Source organism: Deltaproteobacteria bacterium (genome assembly GCA_016709225.1).
GTDB lineage: Bacteria > Myxococcota_A > Polyangia > Nannocystales > Nannocystaceae > Xiheibacterium > Xiheibacterium phototrophicum.
On record JADJEE010000001.1, the window covers coordinates 2790094 to 2804471 of the forward strand.

Genomic DNA, 14378 nt, shown 5'->3' on the forward strand with positions numbered 1-14378 from the left:
CGGGCCGCCGGGCTACGGCAGCAAGCCCGGAATGATGCCGGTCACCTCGCCGAGATCGGCGTCGACCCCGACCGCTCGCATCGCCGTGTTGAGCACGTTCACCGGGTGCAGGCCGCCGCCGTCGATGTGCTGCCCCGCGACCATCCCACCGGCTCGTCCGGCGGTCGTGACGATCATGTTCTCGGTCGAGTGGGTTCGGTTCGGGTCGCCGGTCGCGGGATCGAGGCCGTGGCCGGCCTCGTAGAGCAGCACCATCGCGGTGTTGTCGAGCACGCTGCCGGCGCCCTCCGGGGTGTCGCGCAGCTTGGCGACCAGGTACGCGAACTGGTCCAGCTGCCACGCGAGGATCTGGCTCACCGCCGCGGTGGTCCCGACCGAGTGACCGACCTCGTGCTGATCGTAGGGGATGTTGGTGAACGGATACGCACTCATGTGCGACTGCGCCATCGTGTACAGCATCGCCACCGAGCGCGAGAGGTCGCAGACGAAGGCCATGTGCACGAGGTCCGAGAAGCGACGCGCGCGGGTGTCCTCGTCGCTGTAGCCGGCGTTGGTGTCGAAGCCATCGCCGCCATTGGTGGCGTTGTTGCCCCCGATCGCCGGGTCGGCGCCGGGATCGGCGAACATCATGCACTCGCCGCCGGCGGCGGGACCGATGGCGGCCAGCCGCGCCTCGAGATCGCGGATCTCGTCGAGGTGACGCTGCATGCGGACCTTGTCGGCCGCGCCCAGCTTCGGCATCAGGCGATCGATGTCGCCGTGCACGAGGTCGAGCACACTGCGTCGACGCGCCAGCTCGCGCTGGGCCGCGAGCGCATCGGCGGGATCGGGCGGCTGGAAGCCCTGGAACAGCGCCGCGAAGGCGGCCTGCGGGCTGATCTGGCCCGGGTTGCCGACCACGCCGCCGCCACCATCGGACTTGTACGAGATCACGTCGCGGCCGTACGGCGCGCTGTCGGTCAGATACCACGAGGGCTGCACCTGGTACTGCAGGCCCGAGGCGAACTTGGTGTCGGCACCGATCGCGTCGGCGACCACCTGATCGGCCGTGACCCCGCGGCAGTAGCTGCTGTCGTCGGGGTTGCTCACGCCGCACAGCAGCGGTGGCAAGGCCCCGAGGTGGAACGCGTTGTTCCAGCTGCCCGGCCCCGAGTTGTTGTAGGGGATGCGCAGGTTGCTGATGATCGAGACCTGCTGCCGCACGTCGCCGTAGTTACCCAGCGGCATGGTCGCGTCCTTGAGGTCGTAGTCAGGGCCGAACGCGCTCGGACGGTAGCGGTCGGGCTCGGGATCGCCGTCGCCGCCCATGGCCTGGCCATGGAAGCCGACGAAGAACCGGCACGGTACACCACCGCCGGCCGCGAGCGCCTCGCCGTGGCGATCGAGCATGAGCTCGAGCACCGGCAGGCCCACCGCGATGCCGCCGAGACCGCGCAGGAACGTGCGCCGATGCAGGGGCTTGATGACAGGGATGCTCACCATGGCGACTAACCCTCCTCCTCGCGGCGATAGAGGAACGCCTCGTCGCTCACGAGTCCGAGCATCAGCTCGTCGAAGCGATAGCCGTTCTCGGAAAATCCAGTCACGAGGTCGTCGACGTAGCGCTGGTCGTCGTCGCCGACCGGGTGGCCCATGGCGAACTGGTAGCTCTGGTACACGATGCAGGTGTCGAGCAGGCCCTCTTCGGCCAGCAGGTCCGCCAGGCCCGCGGGGCCTTGGAACGGGTTGCCGTCGATCTCGCCCTCACCCTCGATCACGCACTCGGGCAGGCCCGCATCGGTGGTGCGGAAGCGGCCCTGCTGATCGTAGTTCTCGAGCCCGAAGCCGACCGGGTCCATGAGCGAGTGGCAGCTGTCGCAGCCGTCGATCTGACCCATGTTGTAGCGATCGATCTTGCAGGGACTCGTGACCTCGGGTGGCGGCTCGTCGACGTTCACGCCGGGCGGTGGTGGCGGGATGGTCTGGCAGAACAGCCGCTTGCGGATGAGCTTGCCGCGCTGGGTCGGGCTGGTGTCGCCGTACTTGCCCGCGACCGACAGGAACGAGCCCTGGCTGAGCAGGCCCTTGCGACCGCTGTCGCCGTAGTCGACCCACGCGAACGCGTCGCCGCCGGGCGACGGCAGGCCGTAGTGCTGCGCGAGCAGATCGTTCACGAAGGTGCCCGAACTCGTGAAGAGTCCGCGCCAGTCGGCCTTGTCCTGGACGATGGTCTTCTCGAGCAGCATGCGTGTCTCGGTGCGCATCGCGTTGGTCAGATCGGCGGGGTGCGGCAGGCGGTAGTAGCCCAGCCACATCGAGTGGAATCGGTCGATGCGGTCCATGGCCCGTGCGTCGGCCAGCAGATCGCTCGCGGCCTGCCGCACGTCGTCGCTGGTCGACAGCTCGCCGGCCTCGGCGCGATCGAGCAACGCGTCGTCGGGGGTGGTGCCCAGCAGGAAGTACGACAGTCGCGTGGCGACCTCGAAGTCCGACAGCCGGAACACACCGGGCTCGCTGGTCTCGGTGCCGAGCTCCACGCGGTAGACGAACTCGGGGTCCTGCAGGAACACCCGCAGGATCACGCCGACGCCGGCGTAGAAGTCCTGCTCGTCGTTGGCGAACATCAGCCCGAGGTCGACGTAGCGCTGCACCTCGTCGTCGGCCAGCGGCCTTCGCAGTGCGCGGCGACCGAAGCGGGTCGTGAACTCGCGCAGGCACTGCTCGTCGGCGACACCGCTGGGCTGACAGCCGACCACGGTGTCGCGCCGCGCGGTGTCGGCGAGCAGGCGCGTCGCGATGTCGCCGGCGAGCTGCTCGAGCGCCTCGATGAGCGGACGATTGGCGCTTTGGTTCTCGATCTGGTTGTCGAATGGATCGACGACGTCCTCGGCCAGCAGCAACGCACCCGGTCGGGTGTCGTCGCCGAGCAGGTCGAAGATCGTGTTGTCGAACTCGTCGCGCGACAGCCGGCGCATGCCGACCTGGCCGACGCCACCGAGCTCGGGCGCGTCGGGCGTACCGCCGGTGCTGTCCGCGGCTCCGCTACCGCCGGTGCCGTCGCTGGCCCCGTCACCGCCGCCGCCGCCGGCGGGGCCCCGATAGCAAGCGAGCGGCGCCCCCACGAGCGCCGCCAAGGCCAAGCTTCTTGCGCGTGTCATGCCCATCTCCCAACCTGCCCGAACGACGGTAGACGAGCCCGGCCGGGTCGGGAAGGCGACGGCGCACGCGAAGGAGGACTGCGAGGGGCGATGGCGTCGGGCGAGACTGCGACCACCGCGATGATCACAACGCGGGTTCGGTCACGCGATCGCGTGCCGCAGCGCAACTGCGGCACCCGTGCGCTGCACGGGAGGTGTCGACTCCCACGCTCGCTGCACCCTCACCGCTGCGGCGTGGTCTCGCAGCCCCAGGCTGGGGAGCTCGACCCCCGCGCAAACGAACGCGACCACGACGGCGCGAGCCCGCGCCTCGCGACGCGATCGCGGGGCGTCACTCCGGGACGTGGGCGTTGCAGGCGTCCACGACCTCGGTCGCGGCGGCCATGAGGAACGTCGAGTAGTCGGCGGCGCAGATGTCCCCGAGCGCACCGTGGGGGAAGCCGTCGACGAACTCGGCGAACCGCGGCGCAATCTCGGCCCCGGTCACACCGTCCCAGGGGAACGGGCAATCGTTGGGCTCCGCGACACCGACCAACGCGATCGGCACGACGTTCTGCACGTGCCCATCCTGCGTGGCCGCCAGCGCAGTGATCCAGTCCGACGGATCGCCTTCGCTGCCCCACTGCGTGACCGCCTCGAGGTCGTCTTCCTCGTCGGTCAGGATGATGAGGACCAGCGGTGCGTCCTCGCGCAGGAACGCCTCGTTGGGCCCGCCGAGCTGCAGCATCGTCGGGCCGAGCGCCTCGATCGCCATCTGCATCGGTCGCTCGTCGGGGTCGCCCATCGTGCCGACCGCGGTCGCGCAGGCGAGCTCGGTCGACAACGTCGGCCCGTAGCTCATCCACGTCGCCGCGCTCGCGTACGGCGTGCAGGCCATGCTCGGGTTGGCGACCACGAACTCGGGCGCGTCGGTCGTGATCACACCGACGCGGATCGAGCCCATGATGCCGGGCAACAGCTGGTCGAGCTGCGCGAAGAACGGGCTGAGCGCGGCGGTGAGCTTGCCCTGCTCTTCGAGCATCGTGTCCGAATCGTCGATGACGACGAGCACGTCGAGCCCGGTGCAGTAGTCGGTCACCAGCCCACCCGACGATGACTCACCACCACCGGAGCTGCTCTCCGACGCGGAGGTCGTGGCGGTATCGTCGCTGCCGCTGCTGCTGCTGCCGACGCTGCCGCTGCCATCGCTGCCGCTCGAGCCGGCGCTGGTGGTGGGTGGTCCCGACGTACCCGTGGTCGACTGGCCGAAATCGAAGGTGCCGCCCTCGTCGTCCGCCTTGCACGCAGCCGCGAGCGCGAGCGCGAGCCCGAGCCCAACGCGCGTGGGCGAGTGCGGAGCCGTGCTCCGCCGCAGGTTGGGACGTGCGATGTCGCGCTGCACCAAGCTCACCACGGGTTGCAGTCTATCCGAACGCGCCCGCTCGCGTGCGCGCACCGTCGCGTTCATCGCGTTCATCATGGCTGTCTTCAGCGCCGCGCTCGCGCGCGAGCGTCAGTCGTTCGGCGCGCCGTACGAGATCCACGTGCGGATCACGTCGAGCTCCTCGGGCCCCAGCGGCGTCGCGGCCAGCGGCATCTGCACGCCCTGCAGCCCGTTACCCACCAGCTTCGTCATCAGATAGCTGTTGGTCGGGTTGCCCGGCGTCACGCGGGGTACGTCGGGGTTCTGCAGCGACGCCTGCATCAACGCGTCGTAGGCCTTGCCCTGCGTCAGGTCGAGGCCCGCGGCCGGCGCAACGTCGCCGTGGCAGCCGCCGGCGGCGCAGCGCGCATCGAAGATCGGCTGGACCGCGCCCGAGAAGGTCGTGCCGCTGCCGCTCGGCGTCTCGCCGAACTCGGCCGCGTAGTCGCAGTTGTCGTAGTCGATGCTCGCCTCGGTGCCAGCGCCCTCGGGCATGACGGCGCCCTCGATCCAGCACGCGATCGCGAGGATCTCGGGCGTGGACAGCGGCTGGTTGGCCAGCGGCATCGGGCTGCCCGGCACGTTGCCCTGCAGCCGCTGCAGCAGGTACGACTTGCGCGCGTCACCCGGCAGCAGCATGCGGTAGGGGTCTTCGTTGCCGAACGTGCCGTTGCGGTTGGGATCGCCGCCACGAACCTCGGACTCGAGCAGCGTGCGGGTTGCGTCGGGCAGCGCCGCGAAGTCGTTCACCTGCAACGCGTTCATGCCGGGGGCATAGGACACCGCGTCGTCCACCTGCCCGACGGTGAGCATCCCGCCACCGGTCGCACGCTCGAACACCACCGACTCGAACACGCCCGGCATCGCCATGGCGGCGGGAATCGCATCGCGCAGGTAGACCACCGCGTTGGTCACGGTACCCATGCCGTCGTCGTGCAGCACCACGTAGGCGACCTCGCTGGAGAACGCGAGGTTGCCACCGGTCACGAAGCGCAGGTGGTCACCCGCTGGCTCGCAGCCATCGAAGAGGTTCAGCGGATCGGTCTCGGCGAGGTTGCAGGGCACATCGATCATCGACAGCATGGTGTCGGGGGTGTGCAGGTCGGGATATTCCTTCTTGTTGTGGCACACGCCACCATTGGGCGAGCAGGTGCGCTTGATGACCTTCTCGTGCAGATCGAGATAGGTCGGGAACTCCTTCTTGGCCTCCTCGAGGTAGGCGTCGGTCGGGCTGCCGTCGTCGCCGCCCGCCGGCGCCCCGCCGCTGCTCGACTCGCCGGCATCTTCCGCGCCGGTGCTGCCGTCGGCGCCCGCGTCCGCGGCACCGGTGCTGTCGCCCTCGACCCCACCGAACTGCGGGCCGCCACCGTCGCCGACGTTGCAGGCGGCCGCGCCTGCGAGCGAAATGGCGAGTCCCCAACGAGCGATCGTACGTACCTGCATGATCGACCTCCCTCGCCGCATCCTCAGCCGAAGACCACGTTGACCGGGTCGAGCCCGGGCCAGAAGCTCTCGGTCTCGATGTCGAGCACCGCCATCATCATCGCGTAGTACGCGGTGGTGCCGAACACCGGCTCGCCGTTCATCACCTCCATCGTCGATGCGTCGGTGCGACCGAAGATCGAGCCGCCCTTGGTGACGAGGCCGCCGGTGACGAAGTACGACTGGTAGCGCGAGCCCGGACCACCGGTGTGGTCGGAGCCGCCGCCGGAGTTGTAGCCATTGTCCATCACGTTGTCGCGACCGAACTCGGTGACGCAGCCGATGATGGTGTGATCCCAGTACGTGCCACCCTCGGGGTGCGGCATCAGCTTGAGGGCATAGTTCACGCCGCACAGCACCCGCGCGAGGTTGTTGGCCGAGGCCGGGTAGGCCGTCATCTCGCCCGAGTGCGTGTCCCAGCCACCGACCGACGCGGCCGCGTTGCCGCTGTCGCCGATGCACACCGCGGCCGAGCCATAGCCGAGGAACCGCAGCGCCAGCGCGGTGTCGCGGCCGAGCTGGCTGGTGCCGAGGATCGCGGCGAGCTGCGCGTTGGTCAGGCCGTTGGCGCTGCCGCTGGGCTCGCTCTCGACCTTGAGCGCGGGGTCGAGGAACACGTTGCGGAAGGCCTCGACGTTGGCCTTGCCGTTGGCGAGTCGCGCGATCACCTGCTTGTGACGGTTGCTGCGCGACGCGATCGCGTAGCCGTCGAGGCCGGCCTCGAGCGCGCGGGCCCAGCCGGGCTGACCACCGGCGTCGTCACCGTTCTGCGCCACGAACTCGGAGTGCGACGGCACCATGACCGGCGTGATCGAGCCGTCGGGGGCGCCCAGCGGCGTGGTCGCCTGACCCGTGCCGATCAGCGCCGGCGGGAACACCAGGCCATTGCTGCCGAGGGTGTAGTTCTTGTGGTTGGCGTAGATGCGGCTGATGACGCCGGGGCCGCCCTCACCGAAGCCGCTGCCGATCCAGTTGCGCGCGGTCTGGTGATCGCCCACGCCCGACGACGCGCCCGGGGTGTGATCGATGGTCGAGAGCACCGCGATCTCGTGGCTGATCGCCGTGATCGGCGGCACCGCAGGCATGCCCAGCGCGACGGTGTCCTGGTACGGCATGTTGTCGAACACGCCGCTCACACCCCACTCGGTGCCGTTGCTGCCGGCCTGCACGCCGTAGGGGTTCCAGCGGTTGTCGACGTTGCCGTTGAACATCGGCACCGTGCGCGCGCCGCCGTCGAGGCTGAACAGCAGCATGTGGTTGTGGCGCGACGAGGGGATCGTCAGGGCCGCGCGGCTGGTGCGAGGGATCCACAGCGAGGGCGCGATGGCCCCGGTCGCGATGCCACCCAGTCCGAGCTTCAGGAAGTTGCGGCGATTGGCGAAGAGCTTCGACATGATCGGCTTCTTTCGGTGCGGGCTCGGGTGACGCGCTAGTAGTAGATGAAGTCGGCGGACTTCAGCACCAGGCGACAGGCCTGGACCGCGAACTCGGTGGGGGTGCACGCGAGGTCGTCGCGGCACAGCGAGATGCCCTCGTCGACGCCTTCGCTGGCGCCGTCCATGACCGGGCGGATGAGCGCGGCCGAGTACACCTGATCGACCGCCTCCCACAGCGCCTCCTCAGACTTGTCGTTGGGGTCGTCGACGACCGCCAACGGATAGATCGGCGCGGTGTTGCTGGCCATCTCGCACAGCTCGGCGGTGAGGGTGGCCTGGGTGAGCGCGGCGATGAGGCCGGTGCGGGACTCCCGGAACTGCGCCACGCGATCGGGGCAGCCGCCGAGCAGCTGGGCCTTGTCGCGCAGGGTGTAGTCCGGCGCGCCGCTCGGCATCGTGGGATAGGTGTGCGGGTGGAAGCCAGCGGGGCCGGACTGCACCTCGGGGTAGCGATGATCGCAGCCGGCCGTCGGCGCGCCCGCGAGCTTGTAGGCGCTGCGCAACCAGTCTTCGGCGTCCATCTGCTTGACGGGTCCGTGCAGGTACGGCGGATCCCAGTTCTCGTCGTCGGGTGAGTCGGCCTCTTCGTAGCGGTTGGTCGCGGTGTAGAGGAGGCTGGTGAGGATCTCGCGATCGACCACGCGGACGTTGCCGCCGTTCTCGTCGAGCAGGTCGACCAGCGCCTGCCGCACCAGCGGTAGCGCGGTGCCGGCGTCGTAGCCGAGGTAGCGCATCAGCGCGCGATCGACATACGACTCGTAGAACGCGGCCTGTTGCGCGATGAGCTGGCCGGGCTTGGCGAGCGTGGCCCGCTGCGCCGGCGTGAGCGCGGCCTGATCGATCACGTTGGGTCCCGGATCGCTGACGTCGCCCGGCATCGGCTCGGGGATGCTGATGGTCTGGTCGCCCCAGAAATCGCTGTGGCACGCCGACTCGTTGGGCGCCGCGCAGTTGCGGGTGTCGACGAACACGTTCTTGGCGTTGCTCTGGTTGGGATCCGCGACCGGCCGCTCCTCCCAGATGTGCCACATGGGCTCGAGCGCGAGTCGCTCGGCGGGCGTGGCTTCGCGACCGAGGAAGGCCCGGAACGCGAACGCCACCAGGTCGTTGCCGTCCCAGCGTCCGAGGAAGCCGGGGTGCGTGGCCGCGAGCTCGGCGAACTGCCCCAGCGTGATCGTACCGGCGTGCAGCTCGGCCGCCTTGGCGTCGAGCTCGGCGATGTACGCGTAGTGCGTGACCGCCGAGTTCATCTGGAACAGGTCCGCCCACAGACGGCCGCTGGTGCGCAGGTACTCGGGCCGCGCCATGAAGTCGTCGACCAGTGCAGCCGTCGTCGGGTACTTGCAGTTCTGCTCGTACTCGACCGCGGTCGGCGACTCGCCGAGGAGATCGATGTAGAGGCGGCGGCACAGCTCGACACCGTCCGCGAGCGGTGGCTCGACGCCGATGCCCTGGATCTGCGGGCACGCGGCCTCGTCGATCACGTTCTCGAACTGCATCGTGCTGCAGATCTCGACGGGGTCGCCGGTCTCGTCGCCACCCTCGGCCCCACCCGTCGTACCGTCGTCGCCCGTGGGCGCGCCGTCGGAGCCAGCGGGACCCATGCTGGTCTCGGCGCCGTCATCCCCATGGTGGGCCGTGTCGCCGCGTTGACACGCTGCCAACGTCAGCGCGAGGCCGAACGAGACGAACTTCGCGGGCCCATGGCCCGCAATCGGCGATACACGTCGCATGGTTGGCCCTTGCTGGCTCGGGTCGAGCCGTCGCGAGAGAGGCGGCGCTCCCGGAGGTCACGGTCTCGCCGCGGCCCGCACAAGCGCCGACGTGTGAGACTCCCGATGTCCGGTGGTTTCCGGGTGGGCTCCGCAAAAATTCCCGGGCCACGTGAATGCCCGCGCGTTGGGCCGAACGCTGCGCCACGGTGCGTACCAGGGAACCTGGCGGGCATTCGTGGATCCGCCGGCCGGCCCGGGCCCGTGGGCGCGATCGCGAGCCGACACGGCCCTCGGGGATCGGCGGCGCGACGGCGGAACTCGAACATTCGTGACGAGCGCCCCGCGATCGGTACGCAGAACGACGCACGCGCACGAACGCGATGGGGCGGTCGCGGCCCACCCCCGCTACCTTGGTGCTCTCGGAAGGGGCGTCGCACCGGCTCATGATCCCACTCGTCGCGTTCACATCGCTGCTGTCGGCCGGTCCGATGTCGGCCCCGTGCGGCCAAGAGCCACCCGGTGACATCCCGCTGGTCGGCTTCGGCGAGGACGGCGTGTTGTCGTCGTCGACGTACGACTGCACCGAGTCGACCGACACCGGCTACGACGACGGCAGCCCGTTCGAGATCACCGTCGTGCACATCGACGGCAAGCCGGTCGAGAAGGACACCGCCAACGCGTTCTGGGTGATGCGTGAGGCCGCGGCCGCCGATGGTGTCGAGATCCACGTGGTCTCGGGCTTCCGCACCATGGACGAGCAGGAGTACCTCTACATGTGCTACCAGTGCTGCTGCTGCAACAGCTGCAACCTGGCGGCGAGCCCCGGCTACAGCAACCATCAGAGCGGACACGCGCTCGATCTGAACGCCTCCAGCAGTGGCGTGCACGCGTGGCTGGTGGCGCACGGCGGCGAGTACGGCTTCTCCGCCACCGTGCCGAGCGAGAACTGGCACTGGGAGTGGTGGGGCGGCGGGCCCGGGGGCGGCATCTGTGACATCGCCGCGCCACCGGCGGGCAACGTCGACGCGACCGCGTGCGAGGGCATCCGCGGCTGGGCGCAGGACCCCGACGCGCCCGAGGCCGCGATCGACGTCGACATCTACTTCGACGGCGCCGCGGGCGAGGCCGGGGCGGTGGGCGTGCGTCGACGCGCCGACATCCCGCGCGACGATCTATGCGAGCCACTGGGCTCGTGCGACCACGGCTTCGAGCTCGAGGTGCCGCTGTCGCTGCAGGACGGCGCGCCGCATCCGGTGCACGCCTACGGCATCGACGACGCCGGGGCCGACAACGCCGAGCTCGCGCAAAGTGGCGCGAGCGTGCAGTGCGAGCGACCGCCGCTGCCCGATGGCGTGGTGCGGGCGCTCGCCACCGACAGCCTCGCAGCCTGGCACCTCGATCCCTTCTGGCAGTCGATCCGCATCGACGCCACGGAGCTGGCGGACTACGACGCCGGACCCGCGCTCGGCAGTGTGCCGTTGCTCGTGCGCACGGCGTCGGCGCCCGAGGTGTGGCTGGTCGACGCCGGCTGGCGCCGCCACGTGCCCGACCCCGAGGTCGCCGCCGCGTGGGGCTTCGACCTCGCCGCGGCCGAGATCGTGACCGACGACATCCTCGCGCAGTGGCGCGAAGGCACGCCGGTGCGCCCGCGGCCGATCCTCGTGAGCACCGACGGTCTCACGATGCACCTGGTCGACGACGCCCAGCACGACGACGGCAGCGGCGACGGCGGGGGCGATGCCGGCGGTAGCGCGGGCTCGGGTGCGGGCGACAGCAGCGGTGGCGATGCCGGCTCCGAGGGCGGCGATGGCCCCGGCGCGCTGCCCGGTGCCGGCGACGAGCCGGTCGCGGGCGGCTGCGGCTGCCACAGCGAGCCGAACACGCGACCCATCGGGGCACTGGCGTTGCTCGTACTCACGGCGCTGCGTCGTCGCCGTCGCGGATGAACGGCCGCCCTCGCGGCGGCTGCCATATGCATGCCCAGGCGCATGCCGAATGCAGCAGTGGCCGCGGGGCGAAGGTCCCGCGGCCACTTCCGTTCATCGCACGTCGGGCGGATGCCGACCGGCCCGGCCCTCAGGCCTTGAGCGCGGCGGTCGGCGTGTTCGAGTAGCCGTTGCCCGAGCCCACCTCGGTCGCCTCGGGCACGACGCACTGCAGCAACGCGAGCAGGATGTCCGAGGTGTTCTCACCGCTGGGCGAGCGGTAGTGGATGCCGGGGTGGACCAGCCCGCCACCGCCGCCACCGGCGACGACGATCGGCATGTCCGTGGTGCGGTGGTAGAGGCCGGTCGAGGCGTCGCTCGACGCGAACAGCACCGAGTTGTCGAGCAGGTTGCCAGCGCCGTCGGGGCTCGCCATCAGCTGCTCGAGCAGGTACGCCAGCTGCTGCATGGTCCACACCGTGCAGGCATCGATGGTCTCGTTCTGCGCGGCGTCGTGGGTGAGGTCGTGGTGACCGAGCCCGGTGCCGACCGCGTTGAAGACGGTGTAGCCCACCGAGCCGGTGAACTGCACGCTCGCGATGCGCGTGACGTCGCAGGCGAACGCCATGACGATGAGATCGCACATGGCCTTGTTGACGCCCTCGAGCTGCTCTTGGCCCTCGACGTCGTCGTTGCTCTGCTGCGTCATCTCGGGGATGTCGCACAGGGGCGCGAGCGCATCGATCTGCGAGCGAATCTGCTCGACGCTCGAGAGGTGCGCGTCGAGCCGCTGGCGGTCGGCGGCGCCGACCCGCATCTTGAGGCGCTCGACGTCGGCCTTGACGGTGTCGAGGCTGGCGATCCGCAACGGCTTGGCCGGATCGTCGGGCACCGTGAAGGAGCCGAACATGTTGTTCCACGCCTCGCGGGGGTCGAACGTCTGCGGCAGCGGCTCGTCGGGCCCCTTGTGCGAGAGATACTGCAGCGTCGGCCCCTCGCCACCGATGATGCGCTTCGAGACCGCCAGCTGGACCGACGGCAGGAAGGTCTCCGAGCCGATGCTGGCGGCCGCGACCTGGTCGATCGTGGGCCCGCCGAACTTCGACGCGTAGTTGGCCCCACCCGGCGGGAGCTCGATGAACGGATGGCCGGCGAACATCGCACAGCCATCGTGGTGCCCGCGGCGTCCGGGGTTGGCGGCACCGACCTGGAAGCCCGACAGGATCGAGACGTAGTCGCGGACGTTGGCGAACGGCTGCAGCTGCGGCGTGAGCTCGTAGCCGGCCCCCTGCCCCGCCGGCGTCCAGCGCAGGCCGGCATCGGGGTTGTTGGTGTCGTTGAGCGCGACGCCGTTCCCCCAGAACCACGTCATCAGTCGACGTGGCAGGGAGCCGCCCGCGGCGTAGGCGTCGCCGTGGTCGTTGAGCATGGCGTCGAGCAGCGGCAGCGCGAGCGCGACTGCAGCACCACCGGCGGCGCCGTGTAGTATGGTGTGGTGGTGTAGGATGAAGTGAGAACGTGGGGTGTTGATCAGCATGGCGTTCTCCTCCTCTTCACTCCGCGTCCCCGACCATGCGAAACGCTGGGCTCGCGACCATCTCGACCATCAACGACTTCAAGTTGTAGCCGCCGTCCTCGAACGCGACCACGAGCTCGTCGAGCTCGCTGGCCTCGCCCGGCACCTCGATGTGCCCGGTCGCGTGGCGAAACAGGTTGTGCATCAGGCACGGCGGCAGGTCGGGATGCTGCTTGAGCGCGGCCCCGAGCTGCTTGGCGCCCGCGAAGGTGGTGCCGTCGAGGTCGGCGCTGGCGTCGATCGTCGCGCCGTTCTCGGTGGTCCGGAACTGCCCGATGCCGTCGTAGTTCTCGAGCCCGAGCCCGATCGGGTCCATCATCTTGTGGCAGCCGGCGCAGCCGGGATCGGACATGTGCGCCTCGAGCTTCTCCCGCATGGTCCGCCACTCGGCGCCCTCGGGCAGCTGGGTGTCGACGTTGACCGGGGGCGCCGGGATCGTCTGGCACAGCAGCTGCTGCCGCACGAACTTGCCGCGGTAGGTCGGCGAGGTCGTGGTCACGTGGCCGAGCAGCGAGAGCATCCCGGCCTGACCCAGCAGGCCGCCGCGCAGCTGTTCGGGCGGCAGCGTCACCTTGGTGAAGCCCTCGCCGTACTGCTCGGGGTTCGGCAGCTGGTACAGCGCGGCGAGCTCGGCGTTGACGAAGGTGTAGTCGGTGTCGAAGAGATCGCGGACGTCGCCGTCCTGCGTCCACACGATCTCGCCGAGCACGGCCAGCGTCTCGCTGGCCATCGCGGCCGCGAGTGACGGCGTGAAGGCCGGGAACACGGTGGGGTCCTTGGGCGTGGTGGGCAGCTCGCGCAGGCGGTAGACCTCCGACGCGAAGTCCGACAGCGCCTGGTGGGCCTCCTCGGTCTCGAGCATCGCCGCAGCGACCTCGCGCACCGCTGCGGCGTCGGCGAGCCCGTCGGCCTCCGCGAGATCGAGCAGCTCGGCGTCGGGCGTGGTGTCGCGCAGGTAGAAGGACAGCCGCGTGGCCAGCTCGAGCGAGGTCAACCGCCGCATGCCGCCGGTGTCGGCGGGCTCGCCGACCTCGACCTGGTAGAGGAAGTTGGGCGACTGCAGCATGGTCGCGACCACGTCGCGCTTGCCGTACTCGAAGTCGTCGTAGACCGCCGCGGCCGCGAGCCCGGCGGCGGTGTAGTCGTCGATCTCGACCGCGGTCAGGGTGCGGCGGAACGCGAGCCGACCGAAGCTGGCCACGAACTCGCGCAGACACGCCTCGTCGGCCGGTCCGGTCGCGACGCAGGTGTGATGCCCGGCCAGCTTGCCGGCGTCGGCGAGCTCCGAGACCGTCCGCGCCGACGCCTCGTAGGCCTGCACCTTCGCGTCCGTGAGTGCCAGCTGCGAGGCCGCGACCGCGTCGAAGCCGTTGATTGCGGCGTCGGTCGGCGGCGTCGCGGCGGCGGCGGCCGCATCACCCAACAGATCGCGGATCGCATGGGTGTACTGCCGCGCGAGCAGCAGCCGCAGCCGCACCGGCGGGGGCTCGAAGTCGACGGCCACGCCGTCGTCACCCCCGCCGCTGTCGCCCGCGGTCGCCTCGGTCGCGCTGCCACCCTCGCCGGTGCCAGCCGAGGCCGCGTCGTCACCACTGGCGCGTCCGTCGAGACCGGAGTAGCAGCCGGCCAGCAGCGTCAGGATCGCCGACGCGATAGGTCCTCGTACGTGCTGCACGATCATCACCCCCGGCGACTACTGTCGCAC

9 protein-coding genes are annotated in these 14378 nt (G+C 70.1%); 1 reads left to right on the forward strand and 8 read right to left on the reverse strand.

The features are described from left to right. Positions 1-12: 12 nt before the first annotated feature. From IPH07_11320 to IPH07_11345, 6 genes are all read right to left on the reverse strand, one after another. Positions 13-1482 carry a DUF1552 domain-containing protein gene (locus IPH07_11320; GenBank protein MBK6917980.1) on the reverse strand — a complete coding sequence of 490 codons (1470 nt, stop codon included), beginning with the start codon at positions 1480-1482 and terminating at the stop codon, positions 13-15. A 5-nt stretch (positions 1483-1487) separates the two neighbouring features. Continuing rightward, positions 1488-3137, reverse strand: coding sequence for a DUF1592 domain-containing protein (locus tag IPH07_11325; protein ID MBK6917981.1), 1650 nt, complete (start codon positions 3135-3137; stop codon positions 1488-1490). A 331-nt stretch (positions 3138-3468) separates the two neighbouring features. Beyond that, on the reverse strand, positions 3469-4530 hold the full coding sequence (locus tag IPH07_11330; GenBank protein ID MBK6917982.1) for a hypothetical protein: 1062 nt from the start codon (positions 4528-4530) through the stop codon (positions 3469-3471). A gap of 99 nt (positions 4531-4629) precedes the next feature. Further along, complete coding sequence (locus IPH07_11335; protein ID MBK6917983.1) at positions 4630-5982, reverse strand: hypothetical protein; 1353 nt, start codon at positions 5980-5982, stop codon at positions 4630-4632. Positions 5983-6005: 23 nt separating this feature from the next. Continuing rightward, positions 6006-7415 carry a DUF1501 domain-containing protein gene (locus IPH07_11340; GenBank protein MBK6917984.1) on the reverse strand — a complete coding sequence of 470 codons (1410 nt, stop codon included), beginning with the start codon at positions 7413-7415 and terminating at the stop codon, positions 6006-6008. Between the two features lie 35 nt (positions 7416-7450). Next, entirely contained in the window at positions 7451-9190 is a 1740-nt protein-coding gene (locus IPH07_11345) for a DUF1549 domain-containing protein (protein MBK6917985.1), read from the reverse strand. 425 nt (positions 9191-9615) lie between these two features. On the opposite strand from IPH07_11345, the gene IPH07_11350 reads away from it, so the two are divergent. Continuing rightward, positions 9616-11118, forward strand: a complete 1503-nt coding sequence (locus tag IPH07_11350) for a D-alanyl-D-alanine carboxypeptidase family protein (GenBank protein ID MBK6917986.1) — start codon at positions 9616-9618, stop codon at positions 11116-11118. Between the two features lie 130 nt (positions 11119-11248). Here the strand turns inward: IPH07_11350 and IPH07_11355 are convergent, their stop codons facing one another. Together IPH07_11355 and IPH07_11360 are read right to left on the reverse strand one after the other, a co-directional pair. Beyond that, on the reverse strand, positions 11249-12634 hold the full coding sequence (locus IPH07_11355) for a DUF1552 domain-containing protein (GenBank protein ID MBK6917987.1): 1386 nt from the start codon (positions 12632-12634) through the stop codon (positions 11249-11251). A gap of 16 nt (positions 12635-12650) precedes the next feature. After that, a complete protein-coding gene (locus IPH07_11360; protein MBK6917988.1) occupies positions 12651-14348 on the reverse strand; it encodes a DUF1592 domain-containing protein in 1698 nt (565 codons plus the stop codon). Between the last annotated feature and the right edge of the window lie 30 nt (positions 14349-14378).

Excerpts from the sequence above, each read along its gene's own strand:
- IPH07_11340 (MBK6917984.1), bottom strand. The coding sequence starts at position 7,415 with ATGTCGAAGCTCTTCGCCAATCGCCGCAACTTCCTGAAGCTCGGACTG.
- IPH07_11350 (MBK6917986.1), top strand. The coding sequence starts at position 9,616 with ATGATCCCACTCGTCGCGTTCACATCGCTGCTGTCGGCCGGTCCGATG.
- IPH07_11345 (MBK6917985.1), bottom strand. The coding sequence starts at position 9,190 with ATGCGACGTGTATCGCCGATTGCGGGCCATGGGCCCGCGAAGTTCGTC.
- IPH07_11320 (MBK6917980.1), bottom strand. The coding sequence starts at position 1,482 with ATGGTGAGCATCCCTGTCATCAAGCCCCTGCATCGGCGCACGTTCCTG.
- IPH07_11325 (MBK6917981.1), bottom strand. The coding sequence starts at position 3,137 with ATGACACGCGCAAGAAGCTTGGCCTTGGCGGCGCTCGTGGGGGCGCCG.
- IPH07_11335 (MBK6917983.1), bottom strand. The coding sequence starts at position 5,982 with ATGCAGGTACGTACGATCGCTCGTTGGGGACTCGCCATTTCGCTCGCA.
- IPH07_11355 (MBK6917987.1), bottom strand. The coding sequence starts at position 12,634 with ATGCTGATCAACACCCCACGTTCTCACTTCATCCTACACCACCACACC.